This window comes from Synechococcus sp. GFB01, assembly GCF_001039265.1.
Taxonomy (GTDB): domain Bacteria; phylum Cyanobacteriota; class Cyanobacteriia; order PCC-6307; family Cyanobiaceae; genus NIES-981.
On sequence record NZ_LFEK01000030.1, the window covers coordinates 1 to 22,782 of the forward strand.

18 protein-coding genes and 3 pseudogenes are annotated in these 22,782 nt (G+C 67.9%); 11 read left to right on the forward strand and 10 right to left on the reverse strand.

Features of this window, described 5'->3' with window-relative positions:
- Nucleotides 1-344: hypothetical protein (locus tag SYNGFB01_RS12430; RefSeq protein WP_152669544.1), on the reverse strand; the 344-nt coding region annotated here is incomplete at its 3' end.
- A 563-nt stretch (nt 345-907) separates the two neighbouring features.
- Nucleotides 908-1,369, reverse strand: a complete 462-nt coding sequence (locus SYNGFB01_RS15275; protein ID WP_235299932.1) for a hypothetical protein — start codon at nt 1,367-1,369, stop codon at nt 908-910.
- Here SYNGFB01_RS15275 and xth point away from each other — a divergent pair.
- The 3 genes from xth to SYNGFB01_RS05130 all read left to right on the forward strand — a co-directional run bounded on the left by xth (nt 1,332) and on the right by SYNGFB01_RS05130 (nt 5,760).
- Nucleotides 1,332-2,153, forward strand: a complete 822-nt coding sequence (gene xth / locus SYNGFB01_RS05120; protein ID WP_048017205.1) for an exodeoxyribonuclease III — start codon at nt 1,332-1,334, stop codon at nt 2,151-2,153. The genes SYNGFB01_RS15275 and xth overlap by 38 nt on opposite strands.
- 87 nt (nt 2,154-2,240) lie before the next feature.
- Nucleotides 2,241-3,926, forward strand: a complete 1,686-nt coding sequence (locus tag SYNGFB01_RS05125; RefSeq protein ID WP_048017215.1) for an alpha/beta hydrolase — start codon at nt 2,241-2,243, stop codon at nt 3,924-3,926.
- 91 nt (nt 3,927-4,017) lie between these two features.
- Nucleotides 4,018-5,760 (forward strand): alpha/beta hydrolase, encoded by a 1,743-nt coding sequence (locus tag SYNGFB01_RS05130; protein WP_053068341.1) that lies wholly within the window; start codon nt 4,018-4,020, stop codon nt 5,758-5,760.
- Nucleotides 5,761-5,800: 40 nt separating this feature from the next.
- Here SYNGFB01_RS05130 and SYNGFB01_RS05135 read toward each other — a convergent pair whose 3' ends face one another.
- Nucleotides 5,801-7,309, reverse strand: coding sequence for an FAD-linked oxidase C-terminal domain-containing protein (locus SYNGFB01_RS05135; RefSeq protein ID WP_048017206.1), 1,509 nt, complete (start codon nt 7,307-7,309; stop codon nt 5,801-5,803).
- Between the two features lie 74 nt (nt 7,310-7,383).
- Here SYNGFB01_RS05135 and hemL point away from each other — a divergent pair, with 74 nt between their 5' ends.
- The 4 genes from hemL to SYNGFB01_RS05155 all read left to right on the forward strand — a co-directional run bounded on the left by hemL (nt 7,384) and on the right by SYNGFB01_RS05155 (nt 11,767).
- Nucleotides 7,384-8,730: a glutamate-1-semialdehyde 2,1-aminomutase gene (gene hemL, locus SYNGFB01_RS05140; protein WP_048017207.1), complete on the forward strand. Its 1,347-nt coding sequence runs from the start codon at nt 7,384-7,386 to the stop codon at nt 8,728-8,730.
- Between the two features lie 19 nt (nt 8,731-8,749).
- Nucleotides 8,750-9,868, forward strand: a complete 1,119-nt coding sequence (locus tag SYNGFB01_RS05145) for a TRAP transporter substrate-binding protein (protein ID WP_048017208.1) — start codon at nt 8,750-8,752, stop codon at nt 9,866-9,868.
- Nucleotides 9,865-10,410 carry a TRAP transporter small permease subunit gene (locus SYNGFB01_RS05150; protein WP_048017209.1) on the forward strand — a complete coding sequence of 182 codons (546 nt, stop codon included), beginning with the start codon at nt 9,865-9,867 and terminating at the stop codon, nt 10,408-10,410. Before SYNGFB01_RS05145 ends, SYNGFB01_RS05150 begins: the two co-directional genes overlap by 4 nt.
- A gap of 7 nt (nt 10,411-10,417) precedes the next feature.
- Complete coding sequence (locus tag SYNGFB01_RS05155) at nt 10,418-11,767, forward strand: TRAP transporter large permease subunit (protein WP_048017210.1); 1,350 nt, start codon at nt 10,418-10,420, stop codon at nt 11,765-11,767.
- A 77-nt stretch (nt 11,768-11,844) separates the two neighbouring features.
- Here the strand turns inward: SYNGFB01_RS05155 and SYNGFB01_RS05160 are convergent, their stop codons facing one another.
- Entirely contained in the window at nt 11,845-12,507 is a 663-nt protein-coding gene (locus SYNGFB01_RS05160) for a VOC family protein (RefSeq protein WP_235299933.1), read from the reverse strand.
- 207 nt (nt 12,508-12,714) lie between these two features.
- On the opposite strand from SYNGFB01_RS05160, the gene SYNGFB01_RS05165 reads away from it, so the two are divergent.
- The 4 genes from SYNGFB01_RS05165 (at nt 12,715) to SYNGFB01_RS05180 (ending at nt 18,048) form a co-directional block, all read left to right on the forward strand.
- Complete coding sequence (locus tag SYNGFB01_RS05165; RefSeq protein ID WP_048017211.1) at nt 12,715-13,542, forward strand: DUF2092 domain-containing protein; 828 nt, start codon at nt 12,715-12,717, stop codon at nt 13,540-13,542.
- Between the two features lie 33 nt (nt 13,543-13,575).
- Entirely contained in the window at nt 13,576-14,241 is a 666-nt protein-coding gene (locus SYNGFB01_RS05170) for a hypothetical protein (RefSeq protein WP_048017217.1), read from the forward strand.
- 233 nt (nt 14,242-14,474) lie between these two features.
- Entirely contained in the window at nt 14,475-15,476 is a 1,002-nt protein-coding gene (locus SYNGFB01_RS05175; RefSeq protein WP_369795484.1) for a formylglycine-generating enzyme family protein, read from the forward strand.
- Complete coding sequence (locus SYNGFB01_RS05180) at nt 15,469-18,048, forward strand: arylsulfatase (protein ID WP_200900063.1); 2,580 nt, start codon at nt 15,469-15,471, stop codon at nt 18,046-18,048. The genes SYNGFB01_RS05175 and SYNGFB01_RS05180 overlap by 8 nt, the downstream gene beginning before the upstream one ends.
- Before the next feature lie 54 nt (nt 18,049-18,102).
- Here the strand turns inward: SYNGFB01_RS05180 and SYNGFB01_RS05185 are convergent, their stop codons facing one another.
- The 6 genes and pseudogenes from SYNGFB01_RS05185 to SYNGFB01_RS05205 all read right to left on the reverse strand — a co-directional run bounded on the left by SYNGFB01_RS05185 (nt 18,103) and on the right by SYNGFB01_RS05205 (nt 22,774).
- Nucleotides 18,103-18,768: an SDR family oxidoreductase gene (locus SYNGFB01_RS05185; RefSeq protein ID WP_048017212.1), complete on the reverse strand. Its 666-nt coding sequence runs from the start codon at nt 18,766-18,768 to the stop codon at nt 18,103-18,105.
- The gene (locus tag SYNGFB01_RS05190) at nt 18,768-19,133 is read right to left on the reverse strand and encodes a hypothetical protein (protein WP_048017213.1); all 366 of its coding nucleotides are present in this window, start codon (nt 19,131-19,133) and stop codon (nt 18,768-18,770) included. Before SYNGFB01_RS05190 ends, SYNGFB01_RS05185 begins: the two co-directional genes overlap by 1 nt.
- 78 nt (nt 19,134-19,211) lie before the next feature.
- Nucleotides 19,212-19,445 (reverse strand): Nif11 family protein, encoded by a 234-nt coding sequence (locus tag SYNGFB01_RS13080; protein WP_072061565.1) that lies wholly within the window; start codon nt 19,443-19,445, stop codon nt 19,212-19,214.
- Nucleotides 19,446-19,447: 2 nt separating this feature from the next.
- Nucleotides 19,448-20,539: pseudogene (locus SYNGFB01_RS05195) on the reverse strand (lysine--tRNA ligase); the annotation flags it as partial.
- A 91-nt stretch (nt 20,540-20,630) separates the two neighbouring features.
- Nucleotides 20,631-21,409: pseudogene (gene rpaB / locus SYNGFB01_RS05200) on the reverse strand (response regulator transcription factor RpaB).
- A gap of 130 nt (nt 21,410-21,539) precedes the next feature.
- Nucleotides 21,540-22,774: pseudogene (locus tag SYNGFB01_RS05205) on the reverse strand (ABC transporter substrate-binding protein).
- Nucleotides 22,775-22,782 lie beyond the last annotated feature (8 nt).

A 22,782-nucleotide genomic window follows, 5' to 3' on the forward strand; every position in this document is an offset into this window, starting at 1 on the left:
CCGCACCAGGCCGATGGCCGGTACTGCAGCGGCTCGGTGACCGGAGGGATGGGATGGTGGCGCATGGCGCCAATGTAGAGGCCGCCAGCGCGACGCCTGGGCAGACTGAACGGCCAGCCGCCACTGCTGCGCCCGATGCCCGCCGCGTCCAATCGCCCCCGGCTGCCGCTGATCGCCACCGCGATCACAGTGGTCCGGGCTGTCGCCTGGCGGGCGGCTGGTGGCTCGGGTCGCTGCAGCGCGGTCCGGCCACCGCGTCCAAGGCCCAGCCCGCCCTGCAGCGGCAGGCCGATGCCCTGCTGCAGCGGCTTGAGCAGGGCGAAGCCAGCGAGGCGGAACAGCAACGCCTGCTGGAACTGCTGGTGGCCCTGGATCGCAAGGCGGAGGCCACCGTCATCCTGGAGCGCCTGGCCGATCAGNCAGCCCCAGCGCTGGAGTCTGCGGCTGCTGCTGGCGGAACTGCGGCGCGACCAGAACGATCGCGCCGGGGCCGAGCGGGAGGTACGGCAACTCCTCAACCTGCGCCCCGACCAGGTGGAGGGGCTGCAGCTGATGGCCCTGCTGCAGCTGGAGACCGGTCGGGGCCAGCTGGCCGTGAGCCAGCTGCAGGCGGCGCTGGAGCGGGCCAGCAAGCCCCAGCGCAGACCGGAGGCACTGCCGATCGGCCTGCTGCTCGCCAACGTGCTGCAGCGCCAGAAGCAGACCACCCAGGCCGAGGCCCTGCTGAGCCGACTGGCCGCCGATTTCCCCACCGATCAGCGTCCGCTGCTGGCCCGCGCCCTGATCCAGCAGGAACGCGGTGATCTCAAGGCCGCCCAGCAGTCGCTGGCCGACGCCAGGGCCCGGAAACCCGATGCGCCGGATCCACGACTCGATGCGGTGGCTGCGGCGTGGGGCCTGGCCCCGCTCAGGGAGCCTTCACGCCAGCCGAACCCGGCGAAGCCGGCTGCGTCTGCGACTGAAAGTCGCTGAGGGCGGCATCGATGGCATCCCTGGGGGGGGTCGCGTCGTCGAGGGCCGTGGCCCGGCGCAGCTTGTTCATCAGATCGATCGGATTGGTCGCATCGAACAAGGTGTTGTTCTTGCCGGTCTGCGGGCCTCCATCCAGCTCCCGCTCCTGCTGGGGGGAGCCGATCGTCTGCCCGTAGCCCCTGAGATCGTTGGCGCTCTGAGCCCTCACAGCCGATGCACCCAGAAGCAGCGCGGCCGACAGGGCAAGCGAGCGCAGCCCTGCCGGTGCAATCGATCCCGTCAACCACGCCCGCATTTGTTCCGCCATCTGTTCATCCTGCCTTCCATGCCTGCATGCTAATGGCGTCGTCCGGTCGTCCATGCGCATCGCCAGCTGGAACGTGAATTCGGTGCGCACCCGTCTCGATCAGGTGCTCGGCTGGCTGGAGCGGGAGCAGCCGGAGGTGCTCTGCCTGCAGGAGACCAAGGTGGCCGACGCGCTGTTTCCCCTGGCGGCGTTCGAGGGGCTGGGCTACGGCTGTGCCATCAGCGGCCAGAAGGCCTACAACGGCGTGGCCATCGCCAGNCGACTGCCGCTGGAGGATGTGCGGATCGGGCTGGATGCGCTTCTGCCGGGAGACCGGGAGGCCGCCGAGCTGAGCGAGCAGAAGCGGGTGATCAGCGCTCTGATCGATGGTGTGCGGGTGCTCAACCTGTATGTGCCCAACGGCAGCTCGCCGCAGAGCGAGAAGTACACCTACAAGCTGCAGTGGCTGGCCTGCCTGGGGCGCTATCTGGCGGTTCAGGCCGATCAGGGCGATCCCCTGTGCCTGGTGGGCGACTTCAACATCGCCCCGGAAGCGCGCGACATCCACGACCCCGAACGCCTCACCGGCGGAATCATGGCCACCGAGGCGGAGCGGCAGGCCCTGCAGGTCGCCCTGGGCGAGCGCCTCACCGATGTCTTCCGGGTGTTCGAGCCGGGCAGCGGCCACTGGAGCTGGTGGGACTACCGCACCGGCGCCTGGGACACAGACCGCGGCTGGCGGATCGATCACATCTACCTCTCTGACGACCTGCTCGCCTGCGCCACAGGCTGCGTGATCCACAAGGAGACCCGCGGCAAACCGCAACCCAGTGACCACGCCCCGGTGGTGGTGAAGCTGGCCTGGCCCGAACCCGAGCAGGAGCTGGAGGACTGACCCCCGCGGAGCCGTGATCGAGTCGAGCGAGGAGGCCGGAGCTCCGATCACACCTAGGCTTGACGACCTTTCGCTGATGTGGGCCCCATGGTCCTGGCTGACTTCGGGCTTCAGACCATCGCCCAAGGCCGACGGGTCGGCAAATGGCTCGGATTGTGCGCTGTTCTGGCTGGAACATGCCTGGCGGCTCCACCGGCGACAGCCTCGGAATCACTCTCCTTTTCCTATGGGCCGGTGATCCGGTCTCTCAAGGTCAGCTCGCTGGAGAGATTCGCAGCCGACGGCACCGTTGAAGACGATCTCGCCTTCTTCCTCGCTGCCGTCAAGCCCGAGGACTACCCCATGCTGCGGGCGGCCCTCACCGCGAAGGCCCCGATCGATCCTCTGATCGTGAGCCGGTTCTTCTACAGCGGCATCGGCGAGGACGTTCTGGAGCGACTCGGCAAGGGCATCACCCTGCTGCGCGGTGGCAACGGCAAACCGGTGCTTCGCGCGGCTCTGATCCAGGCCGCCTTTTCGGCCGATGGACTGAGCCTGCTGTCTGTACTGGAGCAGCTGCCTGCCAACATTCAGATCCACGGCGAAGACGTGATCGCCGCCGACAAGGCCGGTCGGAAGGTGCTGGCTGCAACGGAGCAGCTGGGCATCTCGATGCGCGCCCTCACAGCAGCGGAGGCCAAGACGCAACCGTCGATCGACTACGCCACTCTGAAGGATCCGCGGAAGCCCGGCAGCCACGCCGTTTCGAAGGAGGTGTGGAACCTCACGGATGCGAAGCGGAATCGCAGCTTTTACGTGGATGTCTACATCCCCTCGGTCACGGGATCCGAGCCGATCCCGGTGATCGTCTTTTCCCATGGCCTGGCCTCCAGACCCGAGGATTTCGCGGCACCCCTGCAACAGATCGCTTCGCATGGCTTCCTGGTTGTTGCTCCTCAGCATCCCGGCAGCGACACCATCTGGCTCAAGGAGATGCTGCAAGGCCTGCACCGTGACATCTTCGACGTAAATGACTTCACCAACAGGCCGAAGGACATCAGCTTCGTGCTCGATGAGCTGGAGCGCCGGAATGGTACGCAGTTCAACGGCAGACTTGAGCTTCGGAAGGTTGGGATTGCCGGGCATTCCTTCGGTGGCTACACAGCATTGGCCGTCGGCGGCGCCAGCATTGATCCAGACAATCTCCGGGCCGAGTGTGAGCGCCCCTTCGCGGCCCTGGACATCGCTTTGCTTCTGCAATGCCAGGCCCTCAGAATCCCGCCGGAGCAGTTGACGAATCTCCAGGATTCCAGAGCAGCCGCTATCTTTGCAGCCAATCCTGTGAACCGCAGTATCTTCGGCAAGCAGGGCATCGAGAAGATCCGCGTGCCGATCGTGATGGCATCAGGCAGTTACGACCCGGCCACCCCGCCTGCACTGGAGCAGGCGGCATCCTTCACCTGGCTCAAGGCTCCCGAGAAGTACTGGCTGATCGTGGAAGGACAGGCCCATGTGAACTTCAACCAGATCGATCCTGGGATCAAGAAAGCGATCGAATCAATCACAGACATCACCTTGCCCGACCAGGGCCTGATCGGCAGCTACATCCAGGCAATCTCGCTGCCGTTCTTTGAGGTCCACCTGCGCAACAACAAGGCCTATGAACCATTCCTGAGATCCTCCTACGCCGAGTACCTCGCGAAAGACGAAAGATTCAAGCTGTTCATGATCAGCGGGGCTTCCACAGAGGCTCTCAAGGCTGACATCGAGGCATTCCGCAAGAAATACCCCTGATGACAGTCCCTCCTCCATGAGTCTCCGTGGGCTGGGCAGCGTTCAGGCCGCATCATGTGAGCCGATCGTCACGGCCAACCCAACCGCTCGCATGACCAACACAGCATCCCGCATCGGCCGCCAGCGCCACCGCCAACGCCACCGCCAACATCGGCCGATTCTGCAGCGCTGTGCGGCCGCGGCAGCGCTGAGCCTCAGCCTTCTCGGCACAACCGCTCCCGGCCTGGCCCAGCAGGGGATGGCGAGGGCCTCGGCGCCATCCTCCAGGACCCTGAGCTTTTCCTACGGCCCCCTGATCCGTTCCCTGAGGGTCAGCTCCCTGGAAACCTTCGTGAAGACGGGTCGGGTGGAGAACGACCTGGCCTTCTTCCTCGGTCTCGGCGCCGTCGACCCCGAAGCTCAGGCACGCCTGCGCAAGGTGATGGTGGAGCGTGCCCCCATCAACCCCCTGCTCGTCTCGCGGGTGCTGAACACCGGTGTTGGCGATGCCCTGCTGGAGAACCTGGGCGTGGGCATCACCCTGCTGCGGGGCGGCAACGGCAAGTTCGCCATCCGGGCGGCCCTGGTGAATGCCGCCTTCTCCGAGAACGGCGCCAGCCTGCTGTCGGTGATGGAGCAGCTCCCCGCCAACGTGCAGATCCACGTGGAGGAGGTGCTCCGGGTCGAGCGATTGGCCCGGCGCGCGATCGCCGGCACCGAGCGACTCGTCGCCGTGCTGGGCTCGCTCTCGGAGCGGGAGGCGGCCGATCAGAAACCGGTCGAATTCGCGACCCTGGCTGATCCGCGCAAGCCCGGGCCCTACAAGGTGTCCCGGCAGGTCTGGCGGCTCCGCGACCCCAGCCGCGCTCGCGATCTGAGCGTGCTGGTGTTCGCGCCCACCAACAGTGGCAAGGCCCCTCTGCCGGTGGTGGTGTTCTCGCACGGACTGGGCTCCCAGCCGGAGGATTTCTCGGAAGGCCTCAGCCACCTCGCCTCCTATGGCTACGTGGTGGCGGCTCCCCGTCACCCTGGCAGCGACAACGTCTGGGTCCAGGATCTGCTGCGCGGCCGTCGACGGGAACTCTTCGACATCGGCGAATTCGTCGACCGGCCGAAAGATCTCAGCTTCGTGCTCGACGAGCTGGAGCGGCGCAACGGTCGCGACTTCCAGGGGCGGCTGCAGCTGAAGCGCGTCGGCGCTGCCGGCCACTCCTTCGGGGGCTACACAGCCCTGGCCCTGGGCGGCGCCAGCGTCGACGTCGACCATCTGCGCGGCGACTGCCGGATCCCCTACGGCACGGGCAACGNCTCCCTGCTGCTGCAGTGCCAGGCGCTGAACCTGCCCAAGCTGCCGCAGAATCAGCGGGATCCCCGGGTGGCGGCGGTGTTCGCCCTCAATCCGGTGAACCGCAGCATCTTCGGCCCCAAGGGCCTGGCCGCCATGTCAGTGCCTGTGGCGCTCGGCTCGGGCACCTACGACCCCGCCACCCCGGCGGCACTGGAGCAGGCCGAATCGTTCACCTGGCTGGGCTCGCAGAACAAGTACTGGATCGTGGTGGAGGGCCAGGCTCACGTGAACTTCACCAAGATCGACCCCGGCATCAAGGAAGCCCTCAATTCGATCGCCGAACTCACCCTGCCCGACCAGGGCCTGATCAGCGGCTACATGAAGGCCACGGCCCTGCCGTTCTTCGATGTGTTCCTGAGGGGGAGCAGCACGTTTCGTCCCCATCTGCAGGCCTCCTACGCGCGGTTCCTCTCCACCGAGCAGCCGTTCAAGCTCTATCTGCTCAGCGCCAACTCGTCGGAGGGTCTTGCCGATGCAATCACGGCATGCCGGCGGGAGCAGCGTTGAAGCGCCCCCCATCGCGGGGGCAGGGCACGGAACAGCAGCGTCAGAACACCTCCAGGGCCAGCGGGGCGGCATCCGCCTCGCCCGCCGTTGCCGCGACGCGGACCCGGATGCTCTGGGCGCGCCGGCTCGACTCGCCGCAGCTGCGCGGTGTGGGGAAGATCTTGCCGGGATTGGCCAGCCCCTCCGGATCGAAGGCGCGGCGCACCAGCTGCATGGTGGCCAGGTCGTCGGGATCGAACATCCAGTCGAGATAGCAGCGCTTGTCGCTGCCGACGCCGTGCTCGCCGGTGATGCTGCCGCCGGCCTCGAGGCAGAGCCGCAGGATCTCGGCGCCGAGCTGCTGCACCCGATCGGTCACGCCGGGATCGTCGGCCCGGTAGAGGATCAGCGGGTGGAGGTTGCCGTCGCCGGCGTGGAACACGTTGGCCACCGGCAGCTCGTAGCGGCGGCTGAGCTGTTCGATCGCCGCCAGCACCGACGGCAGGGCGCTGCGGGGCACCACACCGTCCTGCACGTAGTAGGTGGGGGTGATGCGCCCCACGGCGGCGAAAGCGCTCTTGCGGCCCTTCCAGAGCAGGGCTCTGTCGGCTTCCTCGCTGGCCCGGCGGATCGTGCGCGCCCCGGCCTGCCGGCAGAGGCCGGAGGCCAGGTCCACCGCCGCGGCCACCTCCCGCTCCTGGCCATCGAGCTCGATCAGCAGCACCGCCGCCGCGTCGCGCGGGTATTCATCACGGCCGAACAGGTCGTCGACGGCATTGACGGTGAAGTTGTCCATGATCTCCATCCCGGCCGGCAGCACCCCCGCCGCCGTGACCAGGCGCACCGCCTCGCCGGCGGCCTCCATCGCCGTGAAGTCGGCCAGCAGCACGGCCACGCTCTGGGGGGCGCGCAGCAGCCGCAGGGTGATCGCCGTGGCGATGCCGAGGGTGCCCTCGCTGCCGATGAACACGCCGCGCAGGTCGAGTTCGGGCTGCTCGGCCAGCGAACCGCCCAGCTGGGTGATCGTGCCGTCGGGGAGCACCACCTCCAGGCCCAGCACGTGATTGCTGGTCACCCCGTATTTGAGGCAATGCACCCCGCCGGAGTTCTCGGCCACGTTGCCGCCGATCGAGCACACCACTTGACTGGAGGGATCGGGGGCGTAGTAGAAGCCATCGCCCGCCACGGCCCGGGTCACCCAGCTGTTGATCACGCCCGGCTGCACCACCACCAGGCGATTGGCCAGATCCACCGACAGGATCGAGCGCATGCGGCTGGTGGCGATCACCACGGCGCCGCCTTCGGCCACCGCGCCGCCGGAGAGGCCGGTGCCGCTGCCGCGGGCCACGAACGGCACGCCTGCCTCGGCGCAGAGGCGAACCACGGCCGCCACCTGCTGCGTCGTCTCGGGGAGCACCACCAGCGGCGGCTGGTGGCGGTGCAGGGTGAGGCCGTCGCAGTCGTAGGCCAGCAGCTCCTGGCGGGCCGTCACCACGGCCCGCGGCGGCAGCACGCGGCGCAGCTCACGGGCCAGCGCCGGCCAGTCGGGTTCCTGCGGATCGGGGCCCAAGGGTGGGGAGGCAACACTGCGAACTTACCGAGACCACAACATCGGGGCCGCGAATCCGCAGCCTCTGGGTCAGGATGGATTGCGCTTTTTCGGCGGTTCCGGCCTTGACCTCGGCTCCCGTTGCAGCACCAGCCTTGAACACCACCCGCTCCCAGGCCATCTTCAGCGCCGCCCAGACCCTGATGCCGGGGGGTGTCAGTTCGCCGGTGCGGGCCTTCCGATCGGTCGGCGGCAACCCGATCGTGTTCGACCGCGTCAAGGGCGCCTACGCCTGGGATGTGGACGGCAACCGCTACATCGATTACATCGGCAGCTGGGGTCCCGCCATCTGCGGTCACGCCCATCCCGAGGTGATCGCGGCCCTGCACGAGGCCCTCGACAAGGGCACCAGCTTCGGGGCCCCCTGCGAACTGGAGAACCGGCTGGCCGAACTGGTGATCGAGGCCGTGCCGTCGGTGGAGATGGTGCGTTTCGTGAACAGCGGCACCGAGGCCTGCATGTCGGTGCTGCGGCTGATGCGGGCCTTCACCGGCCGCGAGAAGATCATCAAGTTCGAGGGCTGCTATCACGGCCACGCCGACATGTTCCTGGTGAAGGCCGGCTCGGGCGTCGCCACGCTCGGCCTGCCCGATTCCCCCGGCGTGCCGCGCACCACCGCCGCCAGCACCCTCACCGCTCCCTACAACGACCTCGAGGCGGTGAAGCAGCTCTTCGCCGAGAACCCCGGCGAGATCGCCGGCGTGATCCTCGAGCCGGTGGTGGGCAATGCCGGCTTCATCCCGCCGGTGCCCGGCTTCCTGGAGGGCATCCGCGAACTCACCAAGGAGCACGGTGCCCTGCTGGTGTTCGACGAGGTGATGACCGGCTTCCGGATCAGCTACGGCGGCGCCCAGGCGAAGTTCGGCGTCACCCCCGACCTCACCACCATGGGCAAGGTGATCGGCGGCGGCCTGCCGGTGGGGGCCTACGGCGGCCGGGCCGACATCATGAGCATGGTGGCGCCGGCCGGCCCGATGTATCAGGCGGGCACCCTCAGCGGCAATCCCCTGGCGATGACCGCCGGCATCAAGACCCTGGAGCTGCTGCGCCAGCCGGGCAGCTACGAGCGCCTCGAGGCGGTCACCAGGCGCCTCATCGACGGCATCCTCGAGGCGGGCCGCAGCGCCGGCCTGCCGATCACCGGCGGATCGATCAGCGCCATGTTCGGCTTCTTCCTCTGCGAGGGGCCGGTGCGCAACTTCGAGGAGGCCAAGGCGGCCGACACGGCGCGCTTCGGCAGGCTGCACCGCGCCATGCTCGAGCGGGGCGTGTACCTGGCCCCGAGCGCCTTCGAGGCGGGCTTCACCTCCCTGGCCCACTCCGACGCCGACATCGACACCACCCTGGCCGCCTTCCGCGAGTGCTTCGCGGCGGTGGCCTGATCCCGCCGAGCTCCTGCTGATGCAGCGTCGCAGCCTGCTCCGCACGGCCGCAGCAGCCGCCGGCACGGCGGGCGCGGCTGGCCTGCTGAGCGCCTGCCGCATCCGCCGGGCCGACACCGCCCCCAGCTCCTCACTGCCGCTGGTGCGCTGGCGCATGGCCACCAGCTGGCCCCATTCCCTCGACACGATCTTCGGTGGCGCCGAAACGATCAGCCGCCGGGTGCGCGAGCTCAGCGGCGGCCGCTTCCTGATCCAGCCCTATGCCGCCGGTGAACTGGTGCCCGGGCTGGAGGTGCTCGACGCGGTGCAGAACGGCTCGGTGGAATGCGGCCACACGGCCAGTTACTACTACCTGGGCAAGAATCCCGCCCTGGCCTTCGGCACCGCCGTTCCCTTCGGCCTCACGGCCCAGCAGCAGAACGCCTGGCTCTATGAGGCGGGAGGCCTGGACGCCATCAATCGGGTGCTGGCCGATTTCGGCGTGATCGGCTTCCCGGCCGGTAACACCGGAGNCCAGATNGGGGGGTGGTTCAAGCGCCCCCTGACGGGGCTGGCCTCCCTGGGAGGGCTGAAGATGCGCATCCCCGGTCTCGGCGGCAAGGTGATGGCCGCGCTGGGGGTGAACGTGCAGGTGCTGCCCGGCGGCGAGATCTACCTGGCGCTGGAGCGGGGTGCTATCGACGCGGCCGAGTGGACCGGCCCCTACGACGACGAGAAGCTCGGCCTGCCCCGGGCGGCCCGCTACTACTACTACCCGGGCTGGTGGGAACCCGGCCCCACCCTCAGCGCCCTGGTGAACCAGCAGGCCTGGCGGCGGCTTCCGAAGGAGTACAGGGCCATGTTCGGCACCGCCTGCCACGAGGCCAATCTCAACATGCTCAGCCGCTACGACGCGCTCAACGCCGAGGCGCTGCAGCGCCTCCAGAAGGGAGGCACGCAGCTGGAGTACTACGGCGACGCGATCCTCACAGCCGCCCGCTCCGCCAGCGACCAGCTGTTCGCCGACACCGCCCGCACGGATCGCGGCTTTCGCGACCTCTATGGCCAGTGGCGGACCTTCCGCGACCAGGTTCAGGCCTGGAACCGGATCAACGAACTCTCCTACGCCAACTTCAGCGCCGGCAGTGCGGCCCGATGAACCGATCCCGCCGCCGGCTTGAGCATCTTCCCGAGCGGATCGACCGGCTCAACCAGGCGGCGGCCTGGCTGGGCCGTCTGGCCATCCTGCTGATGCTGGCACTCGGGGCCTGGAATGTGGTGGGCCGCTACCTCGGACTGGCCGTAGGACGCAACCTCAGCTCCAACGCGCTGATCGAGGGGCAGTGGCTGCTGTTCTCGCTGGCCTTCCTGCTGGGCCTGGGCTGGACCCTGCAGAAGGATGGCCATGTGCGGATCGATGTGCTGAGCAGCCAGTGGAGCCCGCGCCAGCGCCAGCGCCTCGAATGGCTCGGCAGCCTGCTGCTGCTGCTGCCCTTCACCCTGGCGGTGCTGGGCCTGTCGGTGGAGCCGGCGCTGCAGGCCTGGCGCATTCAGGAGGCATCGCCGGATCCCGGCGGCCTGCCCCGCTACTGGTCCAAGAGCCTGGTGCCGCTCGGTTTTCTGCTGCTGAGCCTGCAGGGCATCGCCGCGGCGCTCCGGGCCCGGCGCGGCCTGCGCCAGTCGCCGGAACAGCACGGCTGAAGCGGCGATGGAGATCGAAGCCTTCGGCTATGTGATCAGCGTCATGCCCGGCGAGGTGCTGGGTCCGGCCATGTTCCTGGCGCTGGTGGCGGCGCTGTTGAGCGGCTACCCGGTGGCCTTCGGCCTCGGCGGGGTGGCGGTGCTGTTCGGCCTGGTCGGCATGGCGCTGGGCGTGATCGAGCCGCAGTTCCTCAATGCCCTGCCGCAACGGATCTTCGGGATCATGAGCAACTTCACCCTGCTGGCGATCCCGGCCTTCGTGTTCATGGGATCGATGCTCGAGAAATCGGGCATCGCCCAGCGGCTGCTGGAGGCGATGGGACGTCTGCTGGGGCGTGTGCGCGGCGGTCTGGCCCTGGCGGTGGTGCTGGTGGGGACCCTGCTGGCGGCCACCACCGGCGTGGTCGCCGCCACGGTGACCACCATGGGCATGATCTCCCTGCCGGCGATGCTGCGCGCCGGCTACGACCGCTCCCTGGCGAGCGGGGTGATCACCGCCTCCGGCACGCTGGGGCAGATCATTCCGCCCAGCATCGTGCTGGTAGTGCTGGGCGATCAGCTGGGCGTGTCGGTGGGCGACCTGTTCATGGGCTCGCTGATCCCCGGTCTGCTGATGGCCGGAGCCTTCGCGCTCTACGTGGTGGCCGTGAGCACCTGGAAACCAGCTCTGGCCCCGCCGCTGCAGACCGGGGAGCTGGCCGCCGGGACCACGGCCCCATCCCTGCTGCAGGTGCTGGTGGCGCCCCTCGGCCTGATCCTGCTCGTGCTCGGCAGCATCTTCTTCGGCATCGCCACCCCCACCGAGGCCGGCGCCCTGGGGGCTCTGGGGGCGATGGGTCTGGCGGCCTGCGACGGCGGCTTCAGCCGCAGCGACCTCAACCAGGTGTGCGACGACACGCTGCGCACCACGGCCATGGTGATGGCCATCCTGCTGGGATCCACCGCCTTCAGCCTGGTGTTCCGCGGCGTGGGCGGCGACCAGCTGATCAGCGACCTGCTGCTCAACCTGCCGGGCGGCAGCACGGGCTTCCTGGTGGTGAGCATGGCGGTGATCTTCGCGCTGGGCTTCTTCATCGACTTCTTCGAGATCGCCTTCATCGTGCTGCCGCTGCTGCTGCCCAGCGCACGCCAGCTCCTCGGACCGGAGTCACTGCTGTGGTTCGGGGTGGTGATCGGCACGAACCTGCAGACGTCGTTCCTCACCCCACCCTTCGGCTTCGCGCTCTTCTATCTGCGCGGCGTGGCCCCACCGGAGCTCACCACCCGCGCCATCTACCGCGGCGCCTGGCCATTCATCGCCGTGCAGCTGATGGTGCTGCTGGCTGGTCGATTCCCTCCTTCCCGGCCGCCTGGGTGACCCTTGGCTGCCTTCGCTGGACTGGCCCCGGCCGCCGGCCAGATGAAGGCGGCATCAGGGCGCCGAGGTTCACCAGCTCAGCAGCAGCGGCAAGCCAGGCCGGAAGTCGGCCTGCCGACCGCGGCTCTCGTCATCCAGGCCAAGCTCCACCGCGTAGGCCGGTCCGTGCCGCAGCCTGACCGGCGGAATGGCGACCAGAGCCTGCAGCTCGGCTGACACAGGGTCTGCCAGGGACCGATCAGCTCGACCCGGGTGATCTGGCGCAGCCCGAAACGATGCTCGAGCGGTTGTGAGCGCTGGGCGGGATAGCGATCGGGACGCTGACCGAAGGGGATCTGGAACAGCCAGAGCTCCGTGACCCGGTCGCTGTTGGCTCCCACCGCAATCGTCATGCCATCGGGCAGATAAGGGGGCTGGTAGGCCCAGCTGGGGAAGGGAGCCTGGTCACCGGAATCGCCACCGGGACGCAGACCGATCCCGAACGGACAGCATCCATCGCGCCGTCCCTGCCATCGCTCCCAGAGACCGGTGGGAGCGATGGCCGGTGATGTCGCCTCGGCCGGGTCATGCACCCACAGCAGCTCGAGCATGGCATTGCGAAAGAAGAACCGCCGGTTGGCTGTTCCCTGGCCGGGATGGGTGTTCGACGTTCCCTCCACCAGGCCGAAGGAAATGAGTCGCTCGGCCGCGGCGGCACCGATGTCGGTGAGGATGAAGAGATGATCGAGTTCAGAGGCCATCGCATTCCATGATCCTCAATGGGCCGGGATTCCCAGAGGGGAAGGTGCTTGCAAGGCCAGGGCGAGGCTCCGGCTCGCCATGACCAGTGAAGTTCCTTAACCGTGATGGGCACGAGGCAGAAAGCCCGCAACCATGACAGCAGCGTGAGCGCGAGCTGAGTTGTGACGCCTAAGACGCTCCAGTGCCTGCGCAGGTGGGCGCTCCTGATGCTCCCCCTGGCAGCACTTCTCACCGGCCCCGGCCATGCCGTACCGCTGAATCCAGGGGGCCAGGCAGCGAAGCCAGCAGCCCGGCCTGCCCAGGCTCAGCCCAGGGAGCAGCCCCCGCCGGTGCGGCTGGGTCTAGAACCCAGGGCGATCGATCTTCTCAAGGCGGCCAGCGCTCGCCTCGCGGCGGCTCGCAGCATGAGCTTCACAGCTGTGAGCACCTACGAAAGCCCCAGTCGACTGGGACCTCCTCTGGCCTACATGACGCGATCGGAGGTCACCCTGCAACGACCGAACAAATTGCGGGTGATCACCCTGGGCGACGGACCGGCTTCGGAATTTTTCTACAACGGCAAGACGATGACAGCGTTTGCCCCGGCTGACAATCTCGTGGCTGTGGCCAAAGCTCCTCCCAAGATCGACGCCATGCTGAAGGCGGCCTACGACTCGGCGGCGATCTACTTCCCGTTTTCCGATCTGATTGTTGCCGATCCCTACAAGGATCTCGCCGATGGACTGGTGCTGGCNTTCTACATTGGCCAATCCAGGATCGTTGGTGGCATCACAACGGAGATGATCGCGATCGCCAACGACAAGGTCTTCGCCCAGATCTGGATTGGCGCTGAAGACAAGCTGCCGCGCATGATTCGCGCCGTGTACGCGGATGATCGATCCCGACTCCGCCAGCAGACGGAATTCTCGAACTGGCAGCTGAATCCCACCCTCTCGCCCGACAGCTTCGCCTCCGCCAGGGCGGGCCTGGCGAAACCCATCCCCTTCGCCCATCCAAACTCCGCTCCTGCCCGGGGCGGAACGCCCACCAGGTAAAGGAGGCAAGCCGAACCCATGATCAGACTGATGATGAACCGAATCGTGGCCGCAGGATTGCCCCTGGTGCTGATCGGACTGTGTCCAGGGCCGGCTGCAGCCTGGATGCACGCCAACAGCTTCGGCGGCAGCACCATGCACACCTACGGCTCAACCGAGCACAGCAACTTCTGGGGAGGGAGCACCGACCACACCTTCGGCGAGGGCACCACGCACACCAACGCCTATGGCGGCAGCGCCACGCATTACTACGGTGGAGGCTGGTCGAAGACGGGAATGGATGGCGGCACGGCCTATGGCGACGCCCACTACGGTGGAGCCTATTATCATCCGCCAGGTTATTATGGTTACCCGGGCTACCACCCACCGGCAACGGTAGGCTATTATGGAGCAGGTTGTTATAACTGCGGTGGCTGGGCCACGGCTGCCGCGGCCGCCACGGGGGCTGCCGTGGGAGCCGCAGCCGTTGGCGCCTCGAGTGCCGGTGCGAGTGCCAACGCTTATTCGGCCGGTTATGCGGCGGGAGTCACCACGGGCAGCGCCGTCAGCTACGTGATGGGCGCCATCTACAACGCCCTGCCGCCCGGGGCTGTTGCCGCAACGGTGGGCGGCACCACCTACTACATGGCCAATGGTGTCTGGTTCCTGCCGTCCTATGGAGCCAACGGGGTGTACTACCGGGTCGTGCCGAGTCCCTGAGGTCGGATCGGCTGACTCTGATCNGCTGACGCCACTGCTGCATCAGCACCGGAGCCGTTCGCCACGGTGTTGCATCGATGTTGCGAGGGTGTTGCCGGGTTGTGATCGTGTTGCCGGCCGGCGCCACCCTGCATAGCGTGGTGATTCAAGCCGGATCCGAACCATCCGGTGGTTCCGCCACCCCACAGCGCGCCACCGGGATGCAGGTGCTCCGATTGATCACCAACGGGAGCGTGGCCGGCATCCTGGTTCTGGCCATCCTGGTCGCCGTGGCCGCCGCCCTGCCCGCGCTCGCGGCCACAAGCATCCCCCAGGCGCCCTGCCCCGCCGGCATGGTCATGATTCCGGCCGGCAGCTTCCGCATCGGTGCCTCCGGCCAGCTGCCGGAGGAGCGCTCGGCCGACGGCGTGCGCGTCGGGTCCTTCTGCCTGGGTCGCCATGAAGTCACCAACCGGGAATTCGCCGCCTTCGTGGAAGCCACCGGCTACCGCAGCGTGGCTGAGCGCCCCCTCCCCGCCGAGCAGTTCCCGGGCCTGAGCGTCGCCGAGCGCCGCCCGGGATCGGTGGTGTTCCGCGCTCCTGACGAGGCTGGAGCGATCGCGGAGCTGAGCTGGTGGCACTGGACCCCCGGTGCCGACTGGCGCCATCCCGAGGGGCCGGGAAGTTCGATCAGCGGCCGCCTCGAGCACCCGGTCGTTCAGGTGGCCTACGAGGATGCAGCCGCCTACGCGGCCTGGGCCGGCGCCGCCCTGCCGAGCGAGGCTCAGTGGGAGTTCGCCGCCCGGGGTGGCCTGCGGGATCGGGTGTTCAGCTGGGGCAACACCTGGCAGCCGCAGCGGGCGAACACCTGGCAGGGGGAGTTCCCGATCCGGGACACCGCCGAGGACGGCTTCTCCGGCACGGCACCGGTGGGCTCCTACGCCCCCAACGGCTACGGGCTCTTCGACATGACCGGCAACGTGTGGGAATGGACCGACGACTGGTACGCGCCGGGCCATGAGGGGATGGCCGATCGACGCGACCCGGTGGCCGCCGATGCCTCCGCCTCCTTCGATCCGCGGGATCCGGGGGTGGCCAAGCACGTGATCAAGGGGGGTTCCTTCCTCTGCTCCCCCGACTACTGCAGCCGCTACCGGCCGGCGGCCCGGGAAGCCCAGAGCCCCGACACGGGCACCTCCCACATCGGTTTCCGCCTCATGACCCCCCTCGCCAGCACCACCTCCACCCATGGCTGACCTCCGCTCGGGCTTGATCGCGCTGATCGCCCCGCTGCGCCGCATCCGCTTCGGCTGGGGGCGGCGCCTTGCAGCCCTCACCATGGTGCTGCTGCTGGGCTGGCAGACCGGCTGGGTGCCCGCCGCTGCCCAGCGGATCACCGGCAGGCTGGGAACCCCCGATGCCACCACCACAATTCCCGGCAACCAGTTGCCGGCTGCCGCCCCGCCCTTCGGTGGGGTGATCAAGACCGACGCCCTGACCTCCAGGCCCTGGTGGGCGCCTCGGATCGTGCCGCCGCAGCAGGCGCCCAACGTGCTGCTGATCATCACCGATGACGCCGGTTTCGGGGTGCCCAGCACCTTCGGCGGGGTGATNCCCACACCGGCCATGGACCGGGTCGCCAAGGCGGGTCTGCGATACAACCGCATGTTCTCCACGGCGCTGTGCTCCCCCACGCGCGCCGCCCTGATCACCGGCCGCAACCANCACTCGGCCGGCTTCGGGGTGATCTCGGAGCAGTCGACGGGCTTCCCCGGCTACAACAGCATCATCGAGCGCGACAAGGCCACGATCGGCCGTCTGCTCAAGGACAACGGTTACGCCACCGCCTGGTTCGGCAAGGACCACAACGTGCCCGCCTTCCAGGCCAGCCAGAGCGGACCGTTCGACCAGTGGCCCACCGGCATGGGCTTCGACTACTTCTACGGCTTCGTGGGCGGTGATGCCAACCAGTGGCAGCCGAACCTGTTTCGCAACACCACCCAGATCTATCCCTTCGAGGGCAAGGCTCCCGGCAGCTGGAACCTGGTCACCGCGATGGCCGATGACGCCATCGACTACATGACGCGGATGCACCAGATCAACCCCAGCAAGCCGCTGTTCATCAAGTACGCCCCCGGTGCCACCCATGCGCCCCACCACCCCACCCAGGAGTGGGTGGAGCGGATCCACGCCATGCATCTGTTTGACGATGGCTACGAGAAACTGAGGGAGCGCATCTTCGCGAACCAGAAAAAGCTCGGCGTGATTCCGAAGGACGCCAAGCTCGATCCCTGGCCCGCCGATGTGATCACTCCGTGGGATCAGCTGAGCCCGGAAGCCCAGAAACTGTTCATCCGCCAGGTGGAGGTGTTCGCCGCCTACGCCGCCTACAGCGACTACGAGATCGGCCGGGTGATCCAGCAGTTCGAGGATCTCGGCAAGCTCGACAACACCCTGATCATCTACATCAACGGCGACAACGGCACCAGCGCCGAGGGCGGACCGCTGGGCACCCCCAACGAGGTGGCGTTTTTCAACGGTCTCAACAAGTTGCCCGTTGAGGTGCAGATGAAGTTCTTCGATGTGTGGGGCACCGAGCAGACCTACAACCACATGTCGGCGGGCTGGTCGTGGGCGTTCGATACACCGTTCAGCTGGTTCAAGCAGAACGCCTCCAGGCTCGGCGGCGTGAACCAGAACATGGTGGTGTCGTGGCCGGCGCGCATCAAGGACAAGGGCGCCCTGCGTGAGCAGTTCGTGCATGTGATCGACGTGGTGCCGACGATCCTCGAGGCGGCAGGCTTGCGGGCACCCGATGTGGTGGACGGCATCCCCCAGAAGCCGATCGAGGGCACCAGCTTCCTGTACACGTTTGACTCGAAGAATGCCAAGGCGCCCTCCCGTCACAGAACCCAGTACTTCGAAATGATGGGCCAGTGGGCTCTTTACAACGATGGCTGGCTGCTGAGCACCAAGGTGAACCGGGCCCCGTGGGACGCCTTTGGCCCGGCCAACCCGGACCCGCTCAACAACCAGACCCTGCAGCTCTATAACCTCAACGAGGATTTCAGCCAGACCAACGACCTGGNTGCCCAGAATCCCCAGAAGGTGAAGGAGATGAAGGAGGCCTTCGTCGCCGAAGCGAAGAAGTATCAGGTGTTTCCGCTCGACGCCTCGGTGGCAGCGCGCATCGTGGCACCCCGGCCGAACATCACCGCCGGCCGCGACACGTTTTTCTATACCCATCCGATGGTGGGGCTGCCCCAGGGCGATTCGCCCCTGTTGCTGAACACGTCCTACACCGTGACCGCCGACATCGAGGTACCAGCAGGCGGTGCGGAGGGCATGCTGCTCACCTCGGGCGGCCGCTTCGGGGGCTACGGCTTCTATCTGAAGAACGGCAAGCCGGTGTGGCTGTGGAACATGGTGGATCTTGAGAGGCTGAAGTGGGAGGGAACCGAGCCGCTTTCACCCGGCAAGCACAAGGTTGCGTTCGATTTCGACTACGACGGCAAAGGGGCGGGCACCCTGGCCTTCAACGACTTCAGCGGCGTCGGCCGCCCCGGCACCGGCACCCTCAAGGTGGATGGCAAGGTGGTGGCCACCAAAACGATGCCCAGGACCCTGCCGATGATCCTGCAGTGGGACGAAAGCTTCGACATCGGCTCCGACACCCTCACCGGCGTCAATGACGCCGACTACCGGCCGCCCTTCGCCTTCACCGGGCGGCTCAACAAGCTCACCGTGACCCTCGATCGGCCCAGCCTTTCGCCTGAGGACATCCGCAGTCTCGAGGCCGCCCAGCGGAACAACAAGATGAGCGAATGAGCAGACGCTTCGGCCTCCTGCCTCCGGTTCAGCCGCCGGAGGCGGAGAGAGCCCCTACCAGGGCAGCACCTCGCCGTTGGCGTGCCAGAAGGTGCCGGAGTTCTCGAGCGTGAGGCCATCGATGCGGGCCAGCAGGCCCCGCACGGCCGTCTCGGGGGTGATGCCGCTGCTGGTGAAACCGGTCATCGCGGTGCTCACCATGCCGGGGTGCAGGATGGCCACGGCGATGCCACGCGGGCGCAGGTCGATCGAGAGCGATTTGCCGGCCATGCACAGCGCCACCTTCGACATGCGGTAGCCGTAGGAATTGCCGGAGCTGTTGTCGGCGATCGAGCCCATCCGGCTGGTGATCAGGATCACCCTGGCGCCGGCCGGCAGCTGGGGTAGCAGGGCCGCGGTGAGGCGCAGCGGTCCGATGGCATTCACCTCGAACTGCCGGCGGATGCTCTCCACATCGAGATGGGTGAGGGTGTTGCGCTCGAGCAGGCCGGCATTGTTGATCAGGATGTCGATCGGCAGCTCGTCGAGGCGCTCCACCAGGTGCTGGATGGAGGCTTCGCTGGTCACGTCGACGCCGGCCTCAATCCGCACACCGAGGGCCTCCAGCTCGGCTGAAGGTGCCCGGCAGGCCGCAACCACCTGATCGCCGCGGGCCTGGAGCTGGCGGCAGAACTCCAGGCCGATGCCCCGATTGGCGCCCGTGATCAGAACCGTGGCCATCAGAGCGGACAGTCTCCAGCTCGGTAGGCGTCGACCATCTCACCGAGCCGATCGGCCGCCACCGCGACCTTCTCGACCTGATCCCCGTAGGCCTGGGCGTAGCGGGCATAGGCGTCGGGGTCGACACGCCGCAGGGTGGCCCGCTGATCGGGGTTGAGGCGCATCTGGCGCATCACGGCCAGCTGGGGATTGAAGGTGTCCGTGCGGAAGCGGCCGATCGCGCTGCGCTGCTCACGGCAGGCGTTGCTATGGCGCTGCCGGGCCTCATGGCGAAGCTTCAGCACCAGGGCTGCTCCGCCGGCAACGGCAGCCAGCACGGCAAGAAGGATGAGCCTGCGGCGCAGGGAGGGCGACAGCTGCGGCATCGGAACGACCCTGCGATCACCATTCTGCCTGCGAGACGTTCTGCGGCCCGCGCCTGCCACAGTCACTGTTACAGCAGTTCAGCCCCAGATCCCCAGAGGCTGGAGCCCCTCCCCGGCGGCCGGCGGATGGTCCGACATCCAGTCCTGACAGGTGGTCAGCCAGAGGATCTCCGCGTCGGCGAGGTCGTAGCCGGCATCGCGCACCTGGCTGGCCAGACGCTCCGCATCGCCCTCCAGCTCCTGGAGGCGCTGCTGCCAGGCGGGATCGGCGCGCACCATCGCGATGAAGGCATCGAGCTGCGCTTGCGACATGGGACGGCAGCGGGGAAAGCATCTCCCCCTTCTCTAGCTGGAGCGCTCGGCACCTGCCAGCCCCTTCTCCCGCATGCGGCCGCGGCCAGTTCGCGGCTTTCGAAGGCATGGAAATCGAGTCCGCAGGCCTGCTCCACCAGCTCGTGCATGGTGGCGCGCCGCCAGGGAGGCGTGAGGTCGATCTCGCCGCCTGGTAGGTGATGCGGGTGTCGCCGCACACCTGCTCGCAAGCCGAGCTGATCAGCTGCTCGGTGAGATCCATCATGTCGTGATAATCGGCGTAGGCTGATAGATCTCCACCGAGGTGAACTCGGGGTTGTGACGGGTGCTCACCCCCTCGTTGCGGAAGATGCGGCCCAGTTCGTAGACCCGCTCGAAACCGCCCACCACCAGCCGCTTGAGGTGCAGCTCGGTGGCGATCCGCAGCGTCAGCGGCAGGTCCAAGGCGTTGTGATGGGTTTCGAACGGCCGGGCATCGGCCCCGCCGGGCACGCTCTGCAGCACCGGTGTCTCGATCTCGAGAAAGCCCCGCTCATCCAGCCAGCGGCGCATGGCGCTCACCATCCGGGCCCGCGCCGGAAGGTCTCGCGGGTGTGGGGCGACACGATCAGATCGAGGTAGCGCTGGCGGTAGCGCTTCTCCACATCGGCCAGACCATGCCACTTGTCGGGCAAGGGCTGGAGAGCCTTGCTGAGCATCTGCCAGCCGCTCACCTTCACCGAGAGCTCACCGCGGTCGGTGCGCCGCAACGTGCCCGTGACACCGATCAGATCGCCGGCATCCACCAGGGAGGTGAGCTGGCCGAAGGCCCCAGGGCTGGCCGCCTCGAGGGTCGCCTTCTCGAGATAGAGCTGGATCGGCCCCGATTCATCCACCAGGGTGAAGAAGGCCAGCTTCCCCATCACGCGCCGGGTCATCACCCGACCCGCCACCGCCACGGCGGCCAGGCGCTCCTGGCCGCTGGGCAGATCGGCGTGCAGCCGCTGCAGCTCGGCATGGCAGTGGCTGGGCTCGAAGCGCAGCGCGTAGGGACCCTGGCCCAGCTGGGCCAGGGCAGCGGCTTTCTCCAGACGGGTCTCGCGCAGATCCGACACCGGCGATCAGGGGCGACTCAGTCGGCCCATCCTGCAGGAGAGGAGGCTCGGGCCGGATCTGGCATGCATGGAAAGGTGAGCGGCTGGCGGATCAGCCCAGGGCCGCCAGACCCGTATCGCCCACCCGCTGCGAGGCGTAGCCGGTGCCGCGCACGGTGAGGATCAGCTCGGGGTTGCGGGGATCGGGCTCGAGCTTGCCGCGCAGGCGCGCCACGTACACGTCGACCACGCGCAGATCGGCGGCACGGCGTGGCGGATAGCCCCAGAGCTGTTCGAGGATCTCGGCACGGGGAACCACCCGGCCTGGCTCCCGGAACAGCAGCTCCAGCAGGCTGAATTCGGTGTAGGTGAGGGCGATGCGCTCGCGTCGCGGGTCACCTGGCGCCGGTTGGTGTCGACCACCAGGTCGCCCACCCGCAGCACACCGCTGCCGGTCGGCAGCTCGCGCGGCTCAGTGCTGGCCGAGCCGCGGCCCACCCGCCGCAGGATGGTGGCGATGCGGGCTTCGAGCTCCTTGGGGCTGAAAGGCTTCGGCAGGTAGTCGTCGGCACCCAGATCAAGCCCCGAAACCCGCTCGGCGATGGCATCGAGGGCCGAGAGGAAGATGATCGGCACGCAGGATTCGGCCCGCAGGCGACGGCAGACCGCGAAGCCATCGAGCTTGGGCAGCATCACGTCGAGCACCACCAGATCGGGCTGCTCCTGGTGGAAGAGGCCGATCGCCTCCTCACCATCCTCGGCGCAGATCACCCGGTAGCCGGCCAGCTGCAGTCGCATCACCAGCACCCGCCGCACCGCCGCCTCGTCGTCCACAACCAGGAGGGTGGCTCTGGGCTCAGCGGACGGATTCGGCCTGTCCTCAGCGGGCATAGGCGAGTCGCCGACATGAAGAATCGCAACCCTACCCGTCAGCCTGCCCCGAGGTCAGCCCCGGGCCTGCTCGGCTGGAGCCGGTCTGAACAGATTTAAGACTTTCTGCAGGAACGGATCGCAGGAACCGTCAGGGCCAGCGCGCCTGGGCATAGCGGTTCCACTCCTGCTCGGCCGTCGCCAGGGCGGCATCGCTGTCGACTTCACCGAGCATCGCCCGTTGCAGCTGCGTGTAGAGGATCGCCTGCAGACGCTTCACGCCGGGCAAGGCCGGCACGAGCACCCGGGCCCGCTCGAGTGTCGCCGCCGAGAGCAGTCGGGCCTCGCGCACCAGCGGCGGATCATCCGAGCTGCGAATGCGCTGGCCCAGCTGTGCCAGGGCGGCGGTGGCCGAAGGCAGCACCCGGGCCTGCTCGGCAAAGCGGAGCTGGTTGGCGGCATCGGTGAGGAACAGAGCCAGGCTGAGCGCCTCGGCGGGCAGGGCGCTCTGGCGTGGCACCACCAGATTCATCAGGGCCACGTTGGCCTCGCCACTCTCACCGGTGAGCGGCGGGAAGGGAGCGGTGCGGGCCGCCACCCCGGGCGCGTTGGTCTGCAGATTGCGCAGGAAGTCGGGTCCGGTGGCCACCTGGGCCAGCTCTCCGGCCTGATAGAGCTCGATCGCCCTTCGGTAGCCCTGGCTTACCACTTCACGCGGTAGCAGGCCCCGCCGGTAGAGATCGCTCCAGAAGACGAACGCCCTGCGTCCGGCTGTGCTGTTGAAGGCAGCGCGCTGCCGGCCATCGAGGAGCTGCACACCCATCTGCACCAGGGTCTCGAGCAGCTCGGCCGAATCGTCGGGCACCACGGTCATGAACACGGCGTAGCGTCCGGTGCGGCGGCGCACTGCTTCGGCATAGGCCGGCAGCTGCTGCCAATGGAGCGGCGGCACCGCATAGCCGGCCTGCTGCAGCAGCAGCCGGTTGGCCAGGGTGATGCGGGTGGTGAGGTACCAGGGGATCGCGAAGAGGGAGTCCCCCTGGCGACCGGCCTGCCAGACCCGCGGCAGATACGCCTCGGCTGCTCCGGGTGGCAGCAGCGGCTCCAGATCCAGCAGGCCCCCCTTGCTGGCCAGGTTGGCGGCGAAGGGAGGATTGAGATTCACCAGATCGGGCGCCGTGCGGGCGAACACCGCCGCCAGCAGCTTGCGCTCCACCGAGCCCCAGGCACGTCGGTCCAGATCACCCGCACCCCGGGATGGGCCCGCTCCCAGGCCGCGATCACGCCCCGGATGTAGGCGTTGAACTTGGGCGCCAGATCCAGGGTCCAGAAGTGCAGCGCCTTCTCCCCCGCCGCTGGCCGTCGGGTGCCGCAGGCCGCCAGCAGGCCACCAC

Excerpts from the sequence above, each read along its gene's own strand:
- SYNGFB01_RS05125 (WP_048017215.1), top strand. The coding sequence starts at position 2,241 with ATGGTCCTGGCTGACTTCGGGCTTCAGACCATCGCCCAAGGCCGACGG.
- hemL (WP_048017207.1), top strand. The coding sequence starts at position 7,384 with ATGGATTGCGCTTTTTCGGCGGTTCCGGCCTTGACCTCGGCTCCCGTT.
- SYNGFB01_RS05150 (WP_048017209.1), top strand. The coding sequence starts at position 9,865 with ATGAACCGATCCCGCCGCCGGCTTGAGCATCTTCCCGAGCGGATCGAC.
- SYNGFB01_RS05155 (WP_048017210.1), top strand. The coding sequence starts at position 10,418 with ATGGAGATCGAAGCCTTCGGCTATGTGATCAGCGTCATGCCCGGCGAG.
- SYNGFB01_RS05160 (WP_235299933.1), bottom strand. The coding sequence starts at position 12,507 with ATGGCCTCTGAACTCGATCATCTCTTCATCCTCACCGACATCGGTGCC.
- SYNGFB01_RS05170 (WP_048017217.1), top strand. The coding sequence starts at position 13,576 with ATGAACCGAATCGTGGCCGCAGGATTGCCCCTGGTGCTGATCGGACTG.
- SYNGFB01_RS05185 (WP_048017212.1), bottom strand. The coding sequence starts at position 18,768 with ATGGCCACGGTTCTGATCACGGGCGCCAATCGGGGCATCGGCCTGGAG.
- SYNGFB01_RS05190 (WP_048017213.1), bottom strand. The coding sequence starts at position 19,133 with ATGCCGCAGCTGTCGCCCTCCCTGCGCCGCAGGCTCATCCTTCTTGCC.
- SYNGFB01_RS13080 (WP_072061565.1), bottom strand. The coding sequence starts at position 19,445 with ATGTCGCAAGCGCAGCTCGATGCCTTCATCGCGATGGTGCGCGCCGAT.